General features: G+C 52.7%; 19 protein-coding genes and 1 pseudogene. 11 read left to right on the top strand and 9 right to left on the bottom strand.

Annotation, left to right across the window (positions count from 1 at the left end; translation table 11 throughout):
• Positions 1-10: 10 nt before the first annotated feature.
• The 8 genes from GTGU_RS06595 to GTGU_RS06560 all read right to left on the bottom strand — a co-directional run bounded on the left by GTGU_RS06595 (position 11) and on the right by GTGU_RS06560 (position 8,900).
• A complete protein-coding gene (locus tag GTGU_RS06595) occupies positions 11-1,375 on the bottom strand; it encodes an MFS transporter (protein WP_038155113.1) in 1,365 nt (454 codons plus the stop codon).
• A gap of 172 nt (positions 1,376-1,547) precedes the next feature.
• Positions 1,548-2,435 (bottom strand): heme o synthase, encoded by an 888-nt coding sequence (gene cyoE / locus GTGU_RS06590; protein ID WP_038155112.1) that lies wholly within the window; start codon positions 2,433-2,435, stop codon positions 1,548-1,550.
• Positions 2,436-2,446: 11 nt separating this feature from the next.
• Entirely contained in the window at positions 2,447-2,773 is a 327-nt protein-coding gene (locus tag GTGU_RS06585) for a cytochrome o ubiquinol oxidase subunit IV (protein ID WP_038155109.1), read from the bottom strand.
• On the bottom strand, positions 2,773-3,387 hold the full coding sequence (locus tag GTGU_RS06580; RefSeq protein WP_038155107.1) for a cytochrome o ubiquinol oxidase subunit III: 615 nt from the start codon (positions 3,385-3,387) through the stop codon (positions 2,773-2,775). Before GTGU_RS06580 ends, GTGU_RS06585 begins: the two co-directional genes overlap by 1 nt.
• Positions 3,377-5,368 carry a cytochrome o ubiquinol oxidase subunit I gene (gene cyoB / locus GTGU_RS06575; protein ID WP_038155105.1) on the bottom strand — a complete coding sequence of 664 codons (1,992 nt, stop codon included), beginning with the start codon at positions 5,366-5,368 and terminating at the stop codon, positions 3,377-3,379. Before cyoB ends, GTGU_RS06580 begins: the two co-directional genes overlap by 11 nt.
• 11 nt (positions 5,369-5,379) lie before the next feature.
• Positions 5,380-6,333 carry a cytochrome o ubiquinol oxidase subunit II gene (gene cyoA / locus GTGU_RS06570; protein WP_038155103.1) on the bottom strand — a complete coding sequence of 318 codons (954 nt, stop codon included), beginning with the start codon at positions 6,331-6,333 and terminating at the stop codon, positions 5,380-5,382.
• Positions 6,334-6,798: 465 nt separating this feature from the next.
• Positions 6,799-8,274: a muropeptide MFS transporter AmpG gene (gene ampG, locus GTGU_RS06565; protein ID WP_038155101.1), complete on the bottom strand. Its 1,476-nt coding sequence runs from the start codon at positions 8,272-8,274 to the stop codon at positions 6,799-6,801.
• Positions 8,275-8,321: 47 nt separating this feature from the next.
• Positions 8,322-8,900 (bottom strand): lipoprotein, encoded by a 579-nt coding sequence (locus GTGU_RS06560; RefSeq protein ID WP_038155100.1) that lies wholly within the window; start codon positions 8,898-8,900, stop codon positions 8,322-8,324.
• Positions 8,901-9,205: 305 nt separating this feature from the next.
• Between GTGU_RS06560 and bolA the strand changes: the two genes are divergently transcribed.
• From bolA to GTGU_RS26525, 11 genes and pseudogenes are all read left to right on the top strand, one after another.
• Complete coding sequence (gene bolA / locus GTGU_RS06555; RefSeq protein WP_038155098.1) at positions 9,206-9,523, top strand: transcriptional regulator BolA; 318 nt, start codon at positions 9,206-9,208, stop codon at positions 9,521-9,523.
• 34 nt (positions 9,524-9,557) lie between these two features.
• Positions 9,558-9,908 (top strand): hypothetical protein, encoded by a 351-nt coding sequence (locus tag GTGU_RS25655; protein WP_156964080.1) that lies wholly within the window; start codon positions 9,558-9,560, stop codon positions 9,906-9,908.
• Positions 9,863-11,161: a trigger factor gene (tig, locus tag GTGU_RS06550; RefSeq protein ID WP_038155096.1), complete on the top strand. Its 1,299-nt coding sequence runs from the start codon at positions 9,863-9,865 to the stop codon at positions 11,159-11,161. The genes GTGU_RS25655 and tig overlap by 46 nt, the downstream gene beginning before the upstream one ends.
• A gap of 260 nt (positions 11,162-11,421) precedes the next feature.
• Positions 11,422-12,045, top strand: coding sequence for an ATP-dependent Clp endopeptidase proteolytic subunit ClpP (gene clpP / locus GTGU_RS06545; RefSeq protein ID WP_038155095.1), 624 nt, complete (start codon positions 11,422-11,424; stop codon positions 12,043-12,045).
• A gap of 126 nt (positions 12,046-12,171) precedes the next feature.
• On the top strand, positions 12,172-13,446 hold the full coding sequence (gene clpX, locus GTGU_RS06540; protein WP_038155093.1) for an ATP-dependent protease ATP-binding subunit ClpX: 1,275 nt from the start codon (positions 12,172-12,174) through the stop codon (positions 13,444-13,446).
• Positions 13,447-13,631: 185 nt separating this feature from the next.
• Positions 13,632-15,986 (top strand): endopeptidase La, encoded by a 2,355-nt coding sequence (gene lon, locus GTGU_RS06535; protein WP_038155136.1) that lies wholly within the window; start codon positions 13,632-13,634, stop codon positions 15,984-15,986.
• 210 nt (positions 15,987-16,196) lie between these two features.
• Positions 16,197-16,469, top strand: coding sequence for a nucleoid-associated protein HU-beta (gene hupB, locus GTGU_RS06530; protein WP_007373541.1), 273 nt, complete (start codon positions 16,197-16,199; stop codon positions 16,467-16,469).
• Positions 16,470-16,670: 201 nt separating this feature from the next.
• The gene (gene ppiD, locus GTGU_RS06525; RefSeq protein WP_038155092.1) at positions 16,671-18,545 is read left to right on the top strand and encodes a peptidylprolyl isomerase; all 1,875 of its coding nucleotides are present in this window, start codon (positions 16,671-16,673) and stop codon (positions 18,543-18,545) included.
• Positions 18,546-18,693: 148 nt separating this feature from the next.
• Complete coding sequence (locus GTGU_RS06520) at positions 18,694-19,065, top strand: helix-hairpin-helix domain-containing protein (protein ID WP_038155090.1); 372 nt, start codon at positions 18,694-18,696, stop codon at positions 19,063-19,065.
• A gap of 106 nt (positions 19,066-19,171) precedes the next feature.
• Positions 19,172-19,570: a YbgC/FadM family acyl-CoA thioesterase gene (locus GTGU_RS06515; protein WP_038155088.1), complete on the top strand. Its 399-nt coding sequence runs from the start codon at positions 19,172-19,174 to the stop codon at positions 19,568-19,570.
• A 57-nt stretch (positions 19,571-19,627) separates the two neighbouring features.
• Positions 19,628-19,723, top strand: a pseudogene (locus tag GTGU_RS26525) (type II toxin-antitoxin system HicB family antitoxin); the annotation flags it as partial.
• A 31-nt stretch (positions 19,724-19,754) separates the two neighbouring features.
• Here GTGU_RS26525 and queC read toward each other — a convergent pair.
• Positions 19,755-20,450: a 7-cyano-7-deazaguanine synthase QueC gene (gene queC, locus GTGU_RS06510; RefSeq protein ID WP_038155086.1), complete on the bottom strand. Its 696-nt coding sequence runs from the start codon at positions 20,448-20,450 to the stop codon at positions 19,755-19,757.
• Between the last annotated feature and the right edge of the window lie 13 nt (positions 20,451-20,463).

The raw sequence follows: 20,463 nt of genomic DNA, 5'->3' as shown, positions 1-20,463 counted from the left end.
CCCGCTTTTTTTATGCCGGTTTTATCGCCTGCTCGACCTCGAAGCGATTTGTCACTTTGTTATCGATTTTCACGTATACCGTACGTTCTTTCGCCACAACCAGCGCTTCGCTGACTCCCCGGGTCGCCAGTAAACGTGCCTGAAGCGACTCATCGGCATCTACGTCGTCAGGAATTTCCACCCGCAAACTGCTGACGTACGGCGGTTCACTCATTGTCATAGCCACCAGCAGCCAGAGCGTGGCGAGCAGGGCGCCGACTAAAAACACCGTTTGTGAATCAAAGAATCCATCAAGCCAGCCGCCCAGCGAACCGCCGATGGCCACACCAAGGAACTGGCTGGTGGAGTAGACGCCCATCGCGGTGCCTTTATAGCCGGCAGGAGACTCTTTGCTGATGAGCGACGGCAGCATCGCTTCCATCAGATTAAAGGCGAGGAAAAAGATCTGCACGCCCGCCACCAGTTCCCAGAAATAATCGCCCGCGCCCCACAGCACGATTTCAGCGATCAGCAGGATCGCCACGCAGATCAGAAAGACGCGTTTCATGCGGCGTTTCACTTCCGCATAAATGATAAACGGCACGACGGAGACAAAGGAAATCAGCATCGTCACCAGATAGAGTTTCCAGTGTTCTGCAGCGGGAAAACCGGCAGCTTCCAGTTGGCCAGGCAGGGCAACGAACGTCGACATCAGCAGAATATGCAGACACATAATGCCGAAGTTGAGCTTCAGCAGTTTGGGTTCGGCGAGTACCTTGCGGAAGCTACCTTTTACCATCCCTGATTCACGGTTCAGAACATGGGTGCTGCTGTTTGGCACGACCCACAGTGTGAGGGCAATGCCGACGAATGCCAGCACCACAATCATCCAGAATAAGGCGTGAAGGCCCAGCGCGTTGGTAATAATCGGGCCGAGCACCATGGCGATGGCGAAGGTAATGCCAAAACTGACGCCGATAAAAGCCATCGCTTTGGTGCGGTTCTGCTCGCGCGTCAGGTCAGATAACAACGCCATCACTGCGGCGGCAATGGCGCCGGAACCCTGCAGGGCTCGCCCGAGAATCACGCCCCAGATGGAATGAGACAACGCGGCGATGACACTGCCGAAGGCAAAGACCAGCAACCCACTAACAATCAGCGGCTTGCGACCAATACGATCAGAAAGCAGGCCAAAGGGGATCTGGAAAATCGCCTGCATCAGTCCATAGATGCCTATCGCGATACCAATCAGCGCCTGACTTGCCCCCTGGAGCGCCATGCCGTAGGTGGTCAGAACAGGCAGAACCATGAACATGCCAAGCATGCGCATTGAGAAAACTGTCCCTAAACCCCAGGTCGCGCGCAATTCGACCGGCGTCATTTTAAAATCGTTCATTCCAACCTCAGCGTTTCAATTGCGCATAGTGTAAAGCGGGGAGAGGGCGGGGTAAACAAAGCCTTAGTGAACAAATATTAACCCCATCAATATTTCAGAGTGTCGCTCGGGGAAATTTGATAACGCGCATGAAAAAGGGTGCCGCAGCACCCTTTTTAAACTGTCTTGCCGCTTACCAGACGTAAGTCAGCAGATTGTGAGAATCCGGAACCATAAAGTCGACGGACATCATCACCGACAGCGAAGTGATCGCTACGATAGAAAAGACGAACAATTTTCGTGCCCAGACCCGGTCATCGGCCACCTTGTAGCCACGCAGCGCCATACCAAGCCACCAGACGCTCACTGCCGCCGCCACAACCAGATATTTATATCCGGCGTAGCCGCCCAGAGAGAGCATCAGCGTCGCCACAGCAAAGGCGATGATATAGACCGTGATGTGGTTTTTCGCCACAGAGATACCTTTCACGACCGGCAGTACCGGGATGTTCGCCGCCTGATAATCCTTGAAACGGAAAATCGCGATGGCGTAGGAATGAGGCATCTGCCACAGGCTGAAAATCGCCAGCAGGATCAGTGCGCCGCTGTCGAATTCACCGGTAACCGCGCAGTAGCCAATCACCGGCGGCGCTGCGCCGGAGAGAGAGCCAATCAGCGTGCCGTAGACGGAGTGGCGTTTCATGTACAGGCTGTAAACGCCGACATAAACCACGAACCCCATCACCCCCAGCCAGCAGGCCAGAGGATTGGCGCCAAACCACAGCAGCATGAAGCCAGCAATACCCAACAAGGTGGCGTACACCAGCGAGACCTTCGGAGAAATCAGGCCTTTTACCAGCACCCGATTCTTGGTCCTTTCCATCTTCCTGTCGATATCGCGGTCGATGTAGTTGTTGAACACGCAACCTGAAGCCACCACCAGAGAGACCCCGACCAGCGTCCAGACGAACAACGGGTAATCAATGCTGCCTTTGGAGGCCAGCAGGAAACCGCCGATCACCGAGATCAGGTTGCCAAAGATGATGCCAGGTTTTGTTACTTGCAGGTATTGCTTAAACATACGCGCCGCTCTTATCGAACCATCATGTTGTAGTTGAGGTTCCACATAATCCAGATTGAACCTATCACCACAATCGCAATGATCAGTATAGTGAAGACGAAAGCGGTCAGGTTCCAGCCCTCATCAGACTTGCTGTTCATATGCAGGAAGCAAACCAGGTGCACCAGGATCTGTACCACTGCGGTCACCAGAATGGTGCCCAGAATGACGCCGTGGGACGCCGTACCGTTCATCACCATCCAGAACGGAATGACCGTCAGGATGATCGACAGGATGAATCCTGTCATGTAGGTTTTTACGCTACCGTGGGAAGCGCCGTGATCGGTTGCATGACTCATTACATCGCCCCCATCAGATAAACTACAGAGAACACACAGATCCACACCACATCCAGGAAGTGCCAGAACAGGCTCAGGCACATGATGCGGGTGCGGTTAGTGCTGGTCAGGCCGCGACGGGCGATCTGGATCATCAGAACAGCCATCCAGATAAGACCAGACGTCACGTGCAGACCGTGGGTGCCGACCAGCGCGAAGAACGCTGACAGGAAGCCGCTGCGATCCGGGCCCATGCCTTCAACGATCAGGTGATGGAATTCATAGAGTTCCATCCCGATAAATCCGGCGCCGAACAGCCAGGTCAACATCAGCCAGGAAATAACCTGGCTCTTGTTGTTCTTGTACATGGCGATTGCCGCCATGCCATAGGTGATGGAGCTGAACAGCAGCAGGGCGGTTTCAACCAGCACGAACGGCAGTTCGAAAATGTCTTTACCTGTCGGGCCACCCGCAGTGCCGTTCACCAGAACGGCATAGGTCGCAAACAGGATGGAGAACAAAATACAGTCGCTCATCAGGTAGATCCAGAAGCCGAAGACTTTCGTCGACCCTGAATCATGGTGCCCATGTTCGTGCGCGTGGGCGTGCGCGTTGGTCAGAGTATCAGTTGCCATTTTTCAGCCCTGCTTTAGTGATTTCATCGAAATGCTGATTTTCCAGTTTTTCGATTTCCGCAACCGGTACGTAGTAATCCACGTCCTCGTCGAAGCTCTTCACAATCCAGGAGATGATGATGCCTGCAAAGCTTGCGATCGCCATCCACCAGATATGCCAGATCATGGCAAAACCGAAGATGGTAGAGAAAGCGGCGATGATAATGCCCGCACCACTGTTTTTCGGCATGTGAATTTCTTCGTAGCCCGCAGGTTGCTTGTACGCTTCGCCTTTCTCTTTCATTTCCCAGAAAGCATCACGCTCATGAATATGCGGGACGTGGGCAAAGTTGTAGAACGGCGCAGGAGAAGACGTTGACCACTCCAGCGTACGACCGCCCCATGGGTCACCGGTCAGGTCACGGTTCTGGTCGCGGTCGCGGACAGAAACGAAGATCTGAATCAGCTGGCACAGGATGCCGCAGGCAATCAGCGCGGCGCCGCAAGCGGCAACCATTAGCATTGGGTGGAACTGCGGATCAATCTGCTGGCTCAGGCGACGGGTCATACCCATGAAGCCCAGCACATACAGCGGCATAAATGCTACGAAGAAGCCGATGATCCAGAACCAGAATGCGCGTTTACCCCAGGTTTCGTTGAGCGTAAAACCAAAGGCTTTCGGCCACCAGTAGGTCATACCAGCGAAGCACCCGAACACCACGCCGCCGATGATGACGTTGTGGAAGTGCGCGATCAGGAACAGGCTGTTATGCAGGACGAAGTCCGCGCCCGGTACTGCCAGCAGTACACCGGTCATGCCGCCTACAGAGAAGGTGACGATGAAGCCAATGGTCCACAGCATCGCGGAGTGGAACACGATACGACCCTGATACATGGTGAACAGCCAGTTGAAGATCTTCACCCCGGTCGGGATGGCGATAATCATGGTGGCAATACCGAAGAAGGCGTTTACGTTAGCGCCGGCACCCATAGTAAAGAAGTGGTGCAGCCAGACGATGAACGACAGAACGGTAATACAGATGGTTGCCCACACCAGCGAGGTGTAACCAAACAGACGCTTACGGGAGAAGGTCGCCGCCACTTCAGAGAAGACCCCGAAGACCGGCAGAACCAGGATGTACACTTCCGGATGGCCCCAGGCCCAGATCAGGTTGATGTACATCATCATGTTGCCGCCCATATCATTAGTAAAGAAATGGGTGCCCAGATAGCGGTCCAGGGTCAGCAACGCGATGGTCACCGTCAGGATCGGGAAGGAAGCGATGATCAAAACGTTGGCGCACAGAGATGCCCAGGTAAATACCGGCATTTTGAACATGCCCATACCCGGCGCGCGCATCTTGATGATCGTCACGAAGAAGTTAATACCTGTCAGCGTCGTACCAATACCGGAGAGCTGCAACGCCCATATCCAGTAATCGACCCCTACGCTCGGACTGTACTCAATCCCCGATAGCGGCGGATAGGCCAGCCAGCCGGTCTGCGCGAATTCACCCACGCCGAGAGACAGGTTAACCAGAATGACGCCGACAACCGTGAACCAGAAGCTCAGGTTGTTGAGGAACGGGAACGCCACGTCGCGTGCGCCGATCTGCAGCGGAACCACGAGGTTCATCAGACCGATAACAAACGGCATCGCCACAAAGAAGATCATGATCACGCCGTGGGCGGTGAAGACCTGATCGTAGTGGTGAGGCGGCAGGAAACCGGCTTCACCGGCTGAGGCCAGTGCCTGCTGGCTACGCATCATGATCGCATCGGCAAAGCCGCGCAGCAGCATGACGATAGCGACGATGACATACATAATGCCAAGTCTTTTGTGGTCGACCGAGGTCAGCCACTCATTCCAGAGGTAAGACCACTTACCGAAGTAAGTGATCGCGGCGAGAAGCGCCAGACCCCCGATGATAATCGCAGCCACCGTAACCATGATAATGGGTTCATGGTAGGGCACTGCATCCAGTGTCAATTTTCCGAACATCGTTATCTTCCTCAACCCCTTGAGTTGGCGGTTTCCGCGTGGCTCATGTCCATGCCTTCCATTCCGTCGTGTGACGCGTGTTCACCTTCGGTCTGGCCCATGTGCATGTCGCCGTGAGCCATGAATTTGTTGATAACATCAACAAACAGGTTTGGCTTCACGCTGGAGAAGTATTCCACCTTGTTGTACTCGCTTGGCGCAGCCAGTTTCTCGTACGCCGCCATATCGCTGACGGTGTTCTGAGACTGCTTCACTTTTGCGACCCACTGATCGAAAGCGGCGCGATCCGGAGTAGCGATGGCTTTGAACTTCATACCTGAGAAGCCCGGACCACTATAGCTGGCAGAAATACCGTCGTAGGTGCCTGTTTCGTTCGCGATCAGGTGCAGGTTGGTCTGCATACCGGCCATCGCGTAAATCTGACTACCCAGACGAGGAATGAAGAACGAGTTCATCACGGAGTTGGAGGTCACTTTGAACTGAACCGGAACGTTCGCCGGGAAGGCAATTTCATTCACCGTTGCAATACCCTGCTCCGGATAGATGAAGAACCATTTCCAGTCCATGGACACCACTTCGATGGTGATCGGTTGTTCGTCGTGCGCCAGCGGTTTGCTGGGTTCAAGCGAGTGAGTGGTTTTCCAGGTGAGGACGGCGAGGAACAGGATGATAAGAATCGGCACCGTCCAGACCACAGCTTCCACTTTATTGGAGTGTGACCAGTTAGGGCTGTACTTCGCATCTTTATTGCTTGCACGATACTTCCAGGCGAAACCAACTGCCATCAAGATGGCGGGAATAACGACAATTAACATCAGGCCGAATGCCGTCAGTATCAGTGAGCGTTGCTCCAGTCCAATCTGTCCTTTGGGGTCAAGCAGTGCAGAATCGCAGCCACTGAGTAAAACAGTGCCTGCGATTAATGACAACCATCCCAAACTTTTATTGTATTTCCTGAGTCTCATGTAACGACCTCAATTCCACAGGATCTGGTGGCGTTTAAAGTGTGTGGGCATTTTACGGGAAGGTTACATTACTGTAAACATGATTGGGGTTGTGTCTGTTATGTGTTACCGGGTTCTGCCGCTCATGTCACATATGTTACCTAATATGTCTACTTTTCAACCAGAAGCCGCGTGCCGCCAGCGTTATAACGAAAGGGGATGCAATAAAATCTTAACGTGGTCAATTGGTATAACTATTGCCTGAAATACACAAATAATTAACAATAAATTAGCAAATAAAAGACATCGTTAATGCGGGAAAATAAATGTCTGATAGCTGAATCGTTAAGAAAATAGAGGGTGGTCAGAAATTACCAATAATTTCCAAATTCTAAAGCGCACAAATTAACAAGTCATAATTATGCCTGTCATTCACCGTTATAATTTCTTACTGTAATTACAACGGCGAATAACAACACGGAATTTTTATGCGTATCTCGTCCTGCGCAATGCCAGGAAATCCAGCACCCCACCGAACACGATGCCGCCGACAGCGATCAATGCGGCCATTTCCAGCAGGACAGGCAGGAAGGCGAAGGCAGTGAAGTCAAGGGCGTTCAACGTCAGCATGATTAACCACAGCGCCAGCAGCAGGCAGCCCAGCATCAGCATATACAGCGCGAACTGATAACCGCGATTGAACTGACTGCGCGGCAGAAAGTGCTCCGTCTGCTGGGTGTATTCCAGCGTACGGCGGCACACCAGTAGCAGGATAAGCCCCGGAACCGCCGCCACAACAGAGAAGAGATAGAAGGTTGGCCAGCCGTGCGCTTCCACAAACCATCCGGCGATGGGACCAACGTACACGCGACCGACGGCAGAAATCGCGGACAACAGCGCAAACTGCGTTGCTGAGAAGGATTTATTGCACAGCGTCATCAGCAGGGCGACAAAAGCGGAAGTCCCCATACCGCCGCACAGATTTTCAAAAAAGACCGCCGCCGCCATGGAAATCAGATGCTTATCGGTCACTGACAGCAGCCAGTAACCGGCGTTAGAGACACCCTGCAAAAGGCCAAAAATAAGTAGCGCGCGGAACAGCGTCAGCCGCTGCATCAGCACACCGCCATACAACGCGCCGATAATCGTGGCAAACAGACCCAGCGTTTTATTGACCATCCCCACTTCGCCTGCATCAAACCCGACACCACGAATAAGAAAGGTGGTGGTCAGACTCATGGCAAACGCATCACCGAGCTTGTACATCACAATCAGCAGCAGGATGATCCACGCGTTATTGCGGCCAAAGAAATCGCGCAGGGGAGCGACGACCGCCTGTTCGAGCGTCCTGGGAACCGGGATCACATCGCTGGGTTCTGGCGCCAGAATCGTAGCGATGATGCAGGGAATGAGCAGCGCCGCCATCAGCCAGTACATTCCCTGCCAGCCGAGCCACTTGTCCGCCAGCCAGAGTGCCAGACCGCCGGAGACCAGCATGCCAAGGCGGTAACCCAGCACGCTTATCGCCGCGCCAGCGCCACGTTCTTCGGGCGGCAGCACGTCGGTTTTCCAGGCGTCAAAGACGATATCCTGTGACGCAGAGCAGAAGGCAATCACTACCGCCAGTGCCGCCATCCAGCGCAACTGCGACGTCGGTTCGAGGAAGCCCATACCCGCAATGGACACCAGCAGTAAAACCTGAGTGGTCAACAACCAGCCACGACGACGACCGAGAAATGATGGCGTATAGCGATCCATCACCGGTGACCACAGGAATTTAAAGACGTAGGCCTGCCCGACGAGGGAAAAGAAGCCGATGGTTTTCAGATCGATATTTTCGACGGTCATCCAGGCCTGCAGAGTGCCGGATGTCAGCGCCAGCGGTAGCCCGGAAGCAAAGCCGAGAATCAGCAGAATAGCCGATTTAGGTTGCTGAAAGATGCGTAAGTATTGACTGGTCATGGGTCCTGACTGCTGACCCGGCAGGGCGCCGGGTCAGCCAACGGCGGTTAACGGGCGTTTTGTTTGATGAAGTCGTGGATGCTGGTGTCCTGAGCCATATCGGCGATGGTGTCAGTCAGCACGCTATTCACTGCATTAGCGATATTCTGGTTGTTTGCCGTAAAGGCGCCTTCAACGGTGTAGCTGGCGCGGTAGTTTTTCGTCATTTTGTTGCCGTTTTTCGCGGTTGCGATAATCGCGACGTCGGCTTTGGTGGCGATGTTGTAACGCACATTACCCTGAGACACATCGGCGTACAGCTGGTTCACGATGATCTGCAGGTCAACGGCCCCGCTTGGGCCAACCATATAACCGCGTGCGGTCATTTGTTTCTCCAGCACTTCCTGCAGCAGGAAACGCAGGTCGCGGGACGCGGTCAGGGTAACCAGCTGGTTGTCACGGGTGACTTTCGCCAGCGCCTGATCCTGACGTTGATCGGCACCGTTAATGCTCACGGTGACGCCCATCAGGCTTGGATCCTGCTGCGGCAGGGCGATTTTCGGCGATACGTCGATGGTGGACGGTGGCGTGGCGCAACCCGCCAGCATGAACAGGGCCACCAACGGGAAAAGGATTTTTTTCAACATGATGTCAGGCTCTCAACGCTTTGGTTAAGTAAAAGAAAAATTCTCGCCATCATAACATCGCCAACGGTAAGAGGAAGTAGCTGCGCAGGTAAATTCATCGTGATGTGCGTTTTCTGACCGCTTCTTTACCGTTTTGCCGGCAGTCTGGCAGCGAAACGTTTGCATATATGAGTAAAGCGCATCCGTTTCGCTGAGGAAATCGGACGAAAGCTAAATATTTGTTGTCTTCATGTAATGGAAACGGTAAAAGCGGCTAATATTTAAAGAGATGGGCGGCATCTCAGCGTCGTCGAAGGAGTAATGTCATGATGATACGCGAACAAATCGAAGCAAAATTAAGTGCAGCGTTTAAACCCGTAGTACTGGAAGTGGTTGATGAAAGCTATCGTCACAATGTTCCCGCCGGATCGGAAAGCCACTTCAAAGTGGTGCTGGTCAGCGACTGTTTTGCAGGCGAACGTTTCCTCAATCGTCACCGCATGATCTACAGCACGCTGGCGGATGAACTCGCTTCCACGGTTCATGCACTGGCGTTACATACTTACACGATTAAAGAGTGGGAAGGGTTACAGGATACGGTATTTGCCTCTCCGGCTTGCCGCGGCGCGGGAAGCATCGCCTGATAAAACGCATTGCAACGGGCGGAAGATTTCCAGTATGTTGCGTAAAGATTGCGTAAAGATAATGACAAAACGGCCACCAGGCCGTTTTATTTTGCCTGGAAAACGCACAGTACCGACCATTTTCAGACAAAAAAACACCGGGAATTGTGAAAAAAGCCGCATCAACATGCCACCACCGTTCTCGACTCACTCTTGTGATGCCGCTATAATGCTGCGTCTTATTTTATTGAACGTCTTCGGGATGATTCTGGCGACAGGGACGGTGATTCACCTTCATCCCGGTACTGCGCAGGCGAATTCAGAGTTGACCGAGCACTGTGATTTTTTTGAGGTAACAAGATGCAAGTTTCAGTTGAAACCACTCAGGGCCTTGGCCGCCGTGTAACGATTACTATCGCTGCTGACAGCATCGAAAACGCTGTAAAAAGCGAGCTCGTCAATGTTGCGAAAAAAGTACGCATCGACGGCTTCCGTAAGGGTAAAGTACCGATGAATATCGTTGCTCAGCGTTATGGCGCTTCTGTTCGCCAGGACGTGCTGGGCGACCTGATGAGCCGCAATTTTGTTGATGCGATCATCAAAGAAAAAATCAATCCGGCTGGCGCGCCGAACTATGTTCCGGGCGAATACAAACTGGGCGAAGACTTCACTTATTCTGTTGAGTTCGAAGTGTACCCGGAAGTTGAGCTGAAAGGTCTGGAAACCATCGAAGTTGAAAAACCGTTGGTAGAAGTGACTGACGCTGACGTTGACACCATGCTGGACACCCTGCGCAAACAGCAGGCGACCTGGAAAGACAAAGAAGGCGCGGTTGACGCTGAAGATCGCGTGACCATCGATTTCACCGGTTCTGTTGACGGCGAAGAGTTCGAAGGCGGCAAAGCAACTGATTTCGTTCTGGCCATGGGCCAGGGTCGTATGATCCCAGGCTTTGAAGACGGCATCAAAGGTCACAAAGCGGGCGACGAGTTCACTATCGACGTGACCTTCCCTGAAGAGTACCACGCGGAAAACCTGAAAGGTAAAGCGGCGAAATTCGTTATCACTCTGAAGAAAGTCGAAGAGCGTGAACTGCCGGAACTGACCGCGGAATTCATCAAACGTTTCGGTGTGGAAGACGGTTCTGTTGAAGGCCTGCGTGCTGAAGTGCGTAAAAACATGGAACGCGAGCTGAAAGGCGCTGTGCGTAACCGTGTGAAGTCTCAGGCAATTGAAGGCCTGGTGAACGCGAACAACATCGACGTACCGGCTGCGCTGATCGACAGTGAAATCGACGTTCTGCGTCGTCAGGCTGCTCAGCGTTTCGGTGGCAACGAGAAACAAGCTCTGGAACTGCCGCGTGAACTATTCGAAGAGCAGGCAAAACGCCGCGTCGTTGTTGGCCTGCTGCTGGGCGAAGTGATTCGCACCAACGAGCTGAAAGCCGATGAAGAACGCGTTAAAGGTCTGATCGAAGAGATGGCATCTGCATACGAAGATCCGACTGAAGTCATCGAGTTCTACAGCAAAAACAAAGAACTGATGGACAACATGCGCAACGTGGCTCTGGAAGAACAGGCTGTTGAGACTGTTCTGAATAAAGCGAAAGTGACTGAAAAAGCCACTTCCTTTAACGAACTGATGAACCAGCAAGCGTAATTTCGCTATACCGGGACACAGTTTGAGCAAAAACCCGTTGCCCTCTGGTGACGGGTTTTTTTTGTCATCGCAATTTGTTGTACATGAGTGCCAAATCCACGTTTCGGTGTTAGCGTAACAACAAAAGATTGTTATGCTTGAAATAGCGTATTGCCGTACCCATAACCAACAATACGGCAATAAGTGACTGGCTGATGTTCCGTCGACAAGGTTACAATCAGTACAGCAGGTATTCTTCAAAATTTATCCAGGAGACGGAAATGTCATACAGTGGCGAACGAGATAACTTTGCACCCCATATGGCCCTGGTGCCGATGGTCATTGAACAGACCTCTCGCGGAGAGCGTTCATTTGATATCTATTCCCGTCTGCTCAAGGAGCGCGTCATTTTTCTGACCGGCCAGGTGGAAGATCACATGGCAAACCTGATTGTGGCGCAGATGCTGTTTCTGGAAGCGGAAAACCCGGAAAAAGACATTTATCTGTATATTAACTCACCGGGCGGCGTGATCACCGCAGGGATGTCCATTTATGACACCATGCAGTTCATCAAGCCGGACGTCAGCACGATTTGTATGGGCCAGGCAGCGTCTATGGGCGCTTTCCTGCTGACGGCAGGTGCGAAAGGTAAACGCTTCTGCTTGCCGAATTCCCGGGTGATGATTCACCAGCCGCTGGGCGGCTACCAGGGTCAGGCGACGGATATCGAAATCCACGCTAAAGAGATCCTGAAAGTTAAAGCGCGCATGAATGAACTCATGGCGCACCATACGGGTCAATCTCTTGAGCAGATCGAGCGCGACACTGAGCGTGATCGCTTCCTGACCTCAGGAGAAGCGGTCGAGTACGGTTTAGTCGACTCCATTTTGACCCATCGTAACTAATGCCAGGCGCGCGCGTGCCGCTATACTATGTATGGGCGGCACACTGCTTGCGAAGCGGCTTGCGCTTGTTAATGGCATTTGCGTCGTCATGTGCGGCACAAAGAACTTAAAAAGAGGTTTGGACTCATGACAGATAAACGCAAAGATGGATCGGGCAAATTGTTGTACTGCTCTTTTTGCGGCAAAAGCCAGCATGAAGTGCGTAAACTGATTGCCGGGCCGTCCGTGTATATCTGCGACGAATGTGTTGATTTATGTAACGACATTATTCGCGAAGAGATTAAAGAGGTAGCGCCGCACCGTGAGCGAAGTGCACTGCCGACGCCACACGAAATTCGCCACCACCTTGATGACTATGTCATCGGTCAGGAACAGGCGAAAAAAGTGTTGGCTGTGGCGGTGTACAACCATTACAAGCGTCTGCGTAACGGCGATTCCAGTAACGGCGTTGAACTCGGCAAAAGTAACATTCTGCTGATTGGCCCAACCGGCTCCGGTAAAACCCTGCTGGCCGAAACGCTGGCCCGTCTTCTGGACGTACCGTTCACCATGGCGGATGCGACCACGCTGACCGAAGCAGGTTATGTCGGTGAAGACGTTGAAAATATCATCCAGAAACTGCTGCAGAAATGCGATTATGACGTACAGAAAGCGCAGCGCGGCATCGTTTACATCGATGAAATCGACAAAATCTCCCGTAAATCGGATAACCCGTCGATCACCCGTGACGTCTCCGGTGAAGGCGTACAGCAGGCACTGCTGAAACTTATCGAAGGTACTGTCGCGGCAGTACCGCCGCAGGGCGGGCGTAAACATCCGCAGCAGGAGTTTTTGCAGGTTGATACCTCAAAAATTCTGTTTATCTGTGGTGGCGCGTTTGCAGGCCTCGACAAAGTCATCGCTAACCGCGTAGAAACCGGAACCGGTATTGGTTTTGGCGCCACTGTGAAAGCGAAGTCAGAAAAAGCCAACGAAGGCGAACTGTTGACGCAGGTTGAACCGGAAGATTTGATTAAATTCGGTCTGATCCCTGAGTTCATTGGTCGTCTGCCAGTGGTGGCGACGCTGAAAGAGCTGAGTGAAGAAGCGTTGATTCAGATCCTGAAAGAGCCGAAAAACGCCCTGACCAAACAGTATCAGGCGCTGTTTAATCTGGAAGGCGTTGATCTGGAGTTCCGTGACGAAGCACTGGATGCGATTGCCCGCAAAGCAATGGCACGTAAAACCGGTGCGCGTGGATTGCGTTCCATCGTCGAAGCGGCACTGCTCGACACGATGTACGACCTGCCTTCAATGGAAGATGTCGAAAAAGTGGTCATCGACGAGTCGGTTATCGAAGGGCAGAGCAAACCGCTGCTGATCTACGGCACCTCGGAAACCCAACAGGCATCTGGCGAATAATTCGCCAAATTTGTCAATCAGTTAAGCGAAAAGGGGGGATTTTATCTCCCCTTTTATTTTTCCTGTATTCCCGGCGTTGAATGTGTGGGAAACATCCCCATATACTGGAATACATGTTAAACGATGGCATGGGGTTTGATCATGTCATCGGCTACCTGGCGGACACTAAACTAAGAGAGAGCTCTATGAATCCTGAGCGTTCTGAACGCATTGAAATCCCCGTATTGCCGTTGCGCGATGTGGTGGTTTATCCGCACATGGTCATTCCCTTATTTGTAGGGCGGGAAAAATCTATCCGTTGTCTGGAAGCTGCCATGGATCATGATAAAAAAATCATGCTGGTGGCTCAGAAAGAAGCCTCAACGGATGAGCCGGGTGTAAACGATCTTTTCACCGTCGGGACCGTGGCCTCTATTCTGCAGATGCTGAAGCTACCTGACGGTACCGTCAAAGTGCTGGTCGAAGGTCTGCAGCGTGCGCGTATTACTACGCTTTCTGATGATGGCGAACATTTTTCCTCCAAAGCGGAATACCTTGAATCTCCGGCAATTGATGAGCGCGAACAGGAAGTGCTGGTTCGTACCGCCATCAGTCAGTTCGAAGGCTACATCAAGCTGAACAAGAAGATCCCACCGGAAGTGCTGACGTCGCTGAACAGCATCGACGATCCGGCGCGTCTGGCGGACACCATCGCGGCACACATGCCGCTGAAGCTTGCTGACAAGCAATCTGTACTTGAGATGTCTGACATCAACGAACGTCTGGAATACCTGATGGCGATGATGGAATCGGAAATCGATCTGCTGCAGGTTGAGAAACGTATTCGCAATCGCGTCAAAAAGCAGATGGAGAAATCCCAGCGCGAGTACTATCTGAACGAGCAAATGAAAGCTATTCAGAAAGAACTTGGCGAAATGGACGATGCGCCGGACGAAAACGAAGCGCTGAAGCGTAAAATCGACGCGGCGAAAATGCCGAAAGAGGCCAAAGAGAAGGCCGAAGCCGAGCTGCAAAAACTGAAAATGATGTCGCCGATGTCCGCAGAAGCAACGGTGGTGCGTGGTTACATCGACTGGATGGTTCAGGTGCCGTGGAATGCCCGCAGCAAGGTCAAAAAAGACCTTCGCCAGGCGCAGGAAATCCTCGATACCGACCATTACGGCCTGGAGCGCGTTAAAGACCGCATCCTTGAATATCTCGCGGTGCAGAGCCGTGTGAATAAAATCAAGGGACCGATTCTGTGTCTGGTAGGGCCGCCGGGGGTGGGTAAAACCTCGCTGGGGCAGTCCATCGCCAAAGCGACCGGCCGTAAATACATCCGTATGGCGCTGGGCGGGGTACGTGATGAAGCGGAAATCCGCGGTCACCGTCGTACTTACATCGGTTCAATGCCGGGCAAACTGATCCAGAAAATGGCGAAAGTGGGCGTTAAAAACCCGCTGTTCCTGCTCGATGAGATCGACAAGATGTCGTCTGACATGCGCGGCGATCCGGCTTCAGCGCTGCTGGAGGTACTGGATCCTGAGCAGAACGTGGCATTCAGCGATCACTACCTGGAAGTGGATTATGACCTCAGTGATGTCATGTTTGTCGCGACGTCTAACTCCATGAATATTCCGGCGCCGCTGCTGGACCGTATGGAAGTGATCCGCCTTTCCGGTTACACGGAAGACGAAAAACTGAATATCGCCAGACGCCACCTGCTGCCGAAGCAGATTGAGCGTAACGCGCTGAAATCAGGCGAACTGACTGTCGACGATAGCGCCATTGTGGGCATTATTCGTTACTACACCCGTGAAGCGGGCGTGCGTAGTCTGGAGCGTGAAATCTCGAAACTGTGCCGTAAAGCGGTTAAACAGCTGCTGCTGGATAAAACTCTCAAGCATATCGAGATCAACGGCGACAATTTGCACGAGTACCTGGGCGTACAGCGCTTTGACTACGGTCGCGCGGACAGCGAAAACCGTGTCGGTCAGGTGACCGGGCTGGCGTGGACGGAAGTGGGCGGCGATCTGCTGACCATCGAAACCGCCTGCGTGCCGGGCAAAGGTAAACTGACTTATACCGGTTCGCTGGGCGAAGTAATGCAGGAATCCATCCAGGCTGCACTGACTGTGGTACGTGCGCGGGCGGAAAAACTGGGCATCAACGGTGATTTCTACGAAAAACGCGATATTCACGTTCACGTTCCGGAAGGGGCGACGCCGAAAGACGGTCCGAGCGCAGGTATTGCGATGTGTACCGCACTGGTTTCCTGCCTGACGGGCAACCCGGTACGCGCGGATGTCGCAATGACCGGCGAGATCACCCTCCGTGGTCAGGTTCTGCCGATCGGCGGGCTGAAGGAAAAACTGCTTGCGGCACATCGCGGCGGGATTAAGACAGTTCTGATTCCTGACGAGAACAAACGCGATCTGGAAGAGATTCCGGATAACGTTATCGCTGATCTGGACATCCATCCGGTGAAACGTATTGAGGAAGTTCTGGCTCTCGCATTGCAGAATGAACCCTTTGGAATGCAGGTTGTGACCGCAAAATAGTGACCGCGCGCAAAGAGCGCTAAGAAAATAGAGGCTGGTAAGTCATTTCGTACTTGCCAGCCTTTTTTTGTATAGCTAATTTAGATTGCTGGTTGGGTATGTCATCATTTACGGGTGTTGTAAGGTTATGACACACCTGATATAACTGCTGCGCGGTCGTACTATGAAGGATTCAGGTGCGATATAAATTATAAAGAGAGGAAGAAAACAGTGAATAAATCTCAACTGATTGACAAAATTGCTGCGGGTGCGGACATTTCTAAAGCTGCAGCTGGACGTGCATTAGATGCGCTGATCGCTTCTGTTACTGAATCTCTGAAATCTGGGGATGACGTTGCACTGGTTGGCTTTGGTACTTTTGCTGTTAAAGAGCGTGCTGCCCGTACTGGTCGCAACCCGCAAACAGGTAAAGAAATCACCATTGCTGCCGCTAAAGTGCCTGGTTTCCGTGCAGGTAAAGCACTGAAAGACGCAGTAAACTGATCGATTCCCGCTAAGGGAAGTGACTAAGTACAAGGGCGCATCGCTGGATGTGCCTTTTTTTATCCCCTTTCTGTGAGAATTACGCGTTGTGGGCTGACAACAGGCCCGTTTTCTTGTCAAAATACGGCCTCACGCGCAGCGGTCATGACGTGCTATGCTGCGCGAGGTCTACAGTCACCTACAGCGGAGCGTTGTTACACCATGATGGACAACTTACGCACGGCAGCTAACAGCATCGTGCTCAAGATTATTTTCGGTATCATTATTGTGTCGTTCATTTTGACCGGCGTCAGTAGCTACCTGATTGGCGGTAACAATACCTATGCCGCGAAAGTGAATGGTCAGGAAATTGGCCGTCCGCAGTTTGAAAATGCCGTTGCCAGCGAACGTAATCGTATGCAGCAGCAGCTGGGTGACAGATTCTCTGAACTGGCCAGCAACGAAAACTACATGAAGACGATGCGTCAGCAGGTGTTGAATCGCCTGATTGACGAGTCGTTGCTCGATCAGTACGCCAAAGAGCTCGGTCTGAACATCAGCGATGAGCAGGTGAAGAAGGCCATTTTCAGTACGCAGGCGTTTCAGTCTGACGGTAAATTCGACAACGCGCGTTTCAACGGCATTGTGAACCAGATGGGCATGACCGCCGATCAATACGCGCAGGCATTGCGTAACCAACTGGTCACACAGCAACTGATTAACGCCGTTGCCGGCACCGATTTCATGCTTCCCGGTGAAACTGATGAACTGGCGGCGCTGGTCTCTCAACAGCGCGTCGTGCGTGAAGCCACCATTAATGTTAACGCCCTGGCGGCAAAACAACAGGTGAGCGATCAGGAAATCAACGCCTTCTACGAGCAAAACAAAGGCAACTTCATGTCGCCGGAGCAGTTCCGCGTCAGCTACATCAAAATGGATGCCGCTGAAATGCAAGAGAACGCCTCTGACGCTGAAATCGAGTCTTACTACGATCAGCACAAAGATCAGTTCACGCAGCCGCAGCGTAGCCGCTACAGCGTGATCCAGACCAAAACTGAAGCCGACGCGAAAGCCGCACTGGATGAACTGAACAAAGGCGCAGATTTCGTCACCGTCGCGAAAGCAAAATCAACGGACATTATCTCGGCCCGTAATGGCGGCGATATGGGCTGGCTGGAAGAGTCCACCACGCCGGACGAACTGAAAAACGCCGGTCTGAAAGAGAAAGGCCAATTATCAGGCGTTATCACCTCTTCTGTGGGTTTCCTTATCGCGCGTCTTGATGACGTCCAGCCAGCTCAGGTAAAACCGCTGAACGATGTGCGCGATGACATCGCGGCAAAAGTGAAACAGGAAAAAGCGCTGGATGCTTACTATGCGCTGCAGCAGAAGGTGAGCGACGCGGCCAGCAACGATAATGAATCCCTGGCAGGTGCCGCGCAGGTTTCAGGCCAGAAAGTAGTGGAAACCGACTGGTTTACGCAAAACACGCTGCCGGAAGCGCTGAATTTCAAACCGGTAGCTGATGCTATTTTTAACGGCGGTCTGGTGGGCGAAAACGGCACGCCGGGCAGCAACTCCGACATCATTACGGTGGATGGCGATCGCGCGTTCGTGCTGCGCATCAGTGAGCATAAAGCGGAAGCTGTTAAGCCGCTGAGCGACGTCAAAGAGCAGGTCGCTGACATTGTGAAACACACCAAAGCGGAACAGCAGGCGAAGCTGGATGCAGAAAAACTGCTGGCGAGTCTGAAAACCGATAAAGGCGCTGAAGCAATGAAAGCGGCGGGTCTGAGCTTTGGTGAAGCGAAAACCCTGAGCCGCACGGGGCAGGATCCCGTAAGCCAGACGGCGTTCACGCTGCCGCTGCCGCAGAAAGACAAACCGAGCTATGGCATGGGTACTGACCTTCAGGGGAACGTCGTGCTGCTGGCGCTGGATGAAGTGAAAGCGGGTTCGATGCCGGAAGAGCAGAAGAAAGCGATGGTTCAGGGCATCACGCAGAATAATGCACAGATCGCCTTTGAAGCGTTGATGAGCAATCTGCGCAAACAAGCCAAAATTAAGCTCGGCGACGTCGTCGAACAGCAGCAGTAAGCGGAATCCGCTTCGCAGAATTAAGTAACAGCATGTAATACCCAAAGGCCGCGCTCGCGGCCTTTTCCATTTCTGATATTTGCCTTTTGTTCTGTTTTTTCCTTCCCGCTATCGTGGCCTCGCTGTCAACAAACAAGGAGAAAACAGCATGAAACGTGGAATGAGAACCCTCATCATCACCGCCAGCCTTATCTTTGCTGGTATGAGTCATAGTGCGCTGGCTGCCAGTTCAACGGCGAAATCGCAGGCCGCACAAACGCAGACTGAAGCGCAAACGGCACAGGTGAAAAAAGCCGATGCCGCAAAACCTGCCGATGATGAAGGTACCAAAGTCAGCATCAATACCGCCCCGGCGGAGGAACTGGCGCGGGTGATGAATGGCGTCGGGCTGAAAAAAGCGCAGGCCATCGTCAGCTTTCGAGAGGAATATGGCCCTTTTAAAACGCTTGATGATCTTCGTCAGGTACCGGGAATGGGGAGTTCGCTGGTTGAACGCAACCTGGCCCATCTGATGCTCTGATCCTGACGCAAGTTTGCAGAGTGGCCGTTTTTTGCCAGACTAGAGAGGTCATACCAGTGGTGTGACCTCTGATTCTATTAAACATAAAAAATAAGGCAGTTGCGCTATGCAGACTCAAATCAAGGTTCGTGGATACCATCTCGATGTTTATCAGCACGTGAATAATGCCCGCTATCTGGAATTTCTCGAAGAGGCGCGCTGGGACGGGCTGGAAAACAGCGCTGGTTTCCAGTGGATGACCGCCCATAACATCGCGTTCGTGGTGGTCAACATCAATATCAACTACCGCCGTCCGGCGGTGCTGAGTGACCTGTTGACGGTGACCAGCGCCGTCAAACAACTCAATGGCAAAAGCGGCGTGCTGAGCCAGGTCGTCACGCGGGAGCCTGATGGAGACGTGGTGGCGGATGCCCTGATTACGTTTGTCTGTATCGACCTTAAAACGCAAAAGGCGCTCGTGCTGGAAGGCGAACTACGTGAGCACCTGGAGCAGATGGTGGCGTAAATCCCTCCGCTGGGAGTTATTCAAAAAATCCAGGATATCATGGATGAACAGTAAGACATTGATCGCTGTATCGCACGACATCCTGAGTTTAAGAGTCGCTCCGGATTTCTTGCCCAGGCAGCACTTGAACGAATCACAAAGCCATTTTCATAACCCCGGCAAATCCTATTGTCAGGGTTATGAATTACTTCAGCCCGGTCTTCGCTTTCATCGCCGCCATAACGCCCGGTTTATCGCTCAGATAATGGTTCAGGCCGTTGGCGCGCAGGTTACATGCCGCGCAGTGTCCGCAACCGTCGCCTTTAATGCCGTTATAACAGGTGAGCGTTTCGCTGCGCACCAGATCCAGTTTTCCCCAGTAGTCTGCCAGCGCCCAGGTTTCAGCCTTGTCTATCCACATTAATGGCGTTTCGAAGCGGATCTCTTTCGCCATGCCCAGGTTCACCGCATGGTTTAGCGCTTTGACGAATTCGTCGCGGCAGTCCGGGTAGCCGGAAAAATCGGTTTCACAGACGCCGGTGATCACTGCTTCGGCTTTGACCTGATAAGCATAAATCGCCGCCAGCGTGAGAAACAGAATGTTGCGGCCTGGCACAAAGGTATTGGGGATGCCGTCGGCGTCCGGTTCGTAATCCGGTACCGGAATACTGTCGCGAGTCAGGCTGCTGACGGCCAGTTCATTAAGCAGCGTCGTATCCAGCACTTTATGCGCTCTTGCGCCAAGCTTCAGCGCTAAGTCGCGTGCAACGTCAATTTCGGCACGATGACGCTGGCCATAATCGAACGTGACGCAATGAACTTCATCATACTGGTGCAAAGCCTGCACCAGGCAGGTGGTGGAATCTTGTCCTCCGCTAAAGACGACAACGGCGCGTTTCATAGCAATTCCTGAC

Source organism: Trabulsiella guamensis ATCC 49490, from assembly GCF_000734965.1.
Lineage (GTDB): Bacteria > Pseudomonadota > Gammaproteobacteria > Enterobacterales > Enterobacteriaceae > Trabulsiella > Trabulsiella guamensis.
The sequence above is the reverse complement of the archived record's forward strand: the minus strand, read 5'-3'. Positions and strand labels throughout refer to the sequence as shown.

Excerpts from the sequence above, each read along its gene's own strand:
- GTGU_RS06595 (WP_038155113.1), bottom strand. The coding sequence starts at position 1,375 with ATGAACGATTTTAAAATGACGCCGGTCGAATTGCGCGCGACCTGGGGT.
- cyoE (WP_038155112.1), bottom strand. The coding sequence starts at position 2,435 with ATGTTTAAGCAATACCTGCAAGTAACAAAACCTGGCATCATCTTTGGC.
- GTGU_RS06585 (WP_038155109.1), bottom strand. The coding sequence starts at position 2,773 with ATGAGTCATGCAACCGATCACGGCGCTTCCCACGGTAGCGTAAAAACC.
- GTGU_RS06580 (WP_038155107.1), bottom strand. The coding sequence starts at position 3,387 with ATGGCAACTGATACTCTGACCAACGCGCACGCCCACGCGCACGAACAT.
- cyoB (WP_038155105.1), bottom strand. The coding sequence starts at position 5,368 with ATGTTCGGAAAATTGACACTGGATGCAGTGCCCTACCATGAACCCATT.
- cyoA (WP_038155103.1), bottom strand. The coding sequence starts at position 6,333 with ATGAGACTCAGGAAATACAATAAAAGTTTGGGATGGTTGTCATTAATC.
- ampG (WP_038155101.1), bottom strand. The coding sequence starts at position 8,274 with ATGACCAGTCAATACTTACGCATCTTTCAGCAACCTAAATCGGCTATT.
- GTGU_RS06560 (WP_038155100.1), bottom strand. The coding sequence starts at position 8,900 with ATGTTGAAAAAAATCCTTTTCCCGTTGGTGGCCCTGTTCATGCTGGCG.
- bolA (WP_038155098.1), top strand. The coding sequence starts at position 9,206 with ATGATGATACGCGAACAAATCGAAGCAAAATTAAGTGCAGCGTTTAAA.
- GTGU_RS25655 (WP_156964080.1), top strand. The coding sequence starts at position 9,558 with ATGTTGCGTAAAGATTGCGTAAAGATAATGACAAAACGGCCACCAGGC.
- tig (WP_038155096.1), top strand. The coding sequence starts at position 9,863 with ATGCAAGTTTCAGTTGAAACCACTCAGGGCCTTGGCCGCCGTGTAACG.
- clpP (WP_038155095.1), top strand. The coding sequence starts at position 11,422 with ATGTCATACAGTGGCGAACGAGATAACTTTGCACCCCATATGGCCCTG.
- clpX (WP_038155093.1), top strand. The coding sequence starts at position 12,172 with ATGACAGATAAACGCAAAGATGGATCGGGCAAATTGTTGTACTGCTCT.
- lon (WP_038155136.1), top strand. The coding sequence starts at position 13,632 with ATGAATCCTGAGCGTTCTGAACGCATTGAAATCCCCGTATTGCCGTTG.
- ppiD (WP_038155092.1), top strand. The coding sequence starts at position 16,671 with ATGATGGACAACTTACGCACGGCAGCTAACAGCATCGTGCTCAAGATT.
- GTGU_RS06520 (WP_038155090.1), top strand. The coding sequence starts at position 18,694 with ATGAAACGTGGAATGAGAACCCTCATCATCACCGCCAGCCTTATCTTT.
- GTGU_RS06515 (WP_038155088.1), top strand. The coding sequence starts at position 19,172 with ATGCAGACTCAAATCAAGGTTCGTGGATACCATCTCGATGTTTATCAG.
- queC (WP_038155086.1), bottom strand. The coding sequence starts at position 20,450 with ATGAAACGCGCCGTTGTCGTCTTTAGCGGAGGACAAGATTCCACCACC.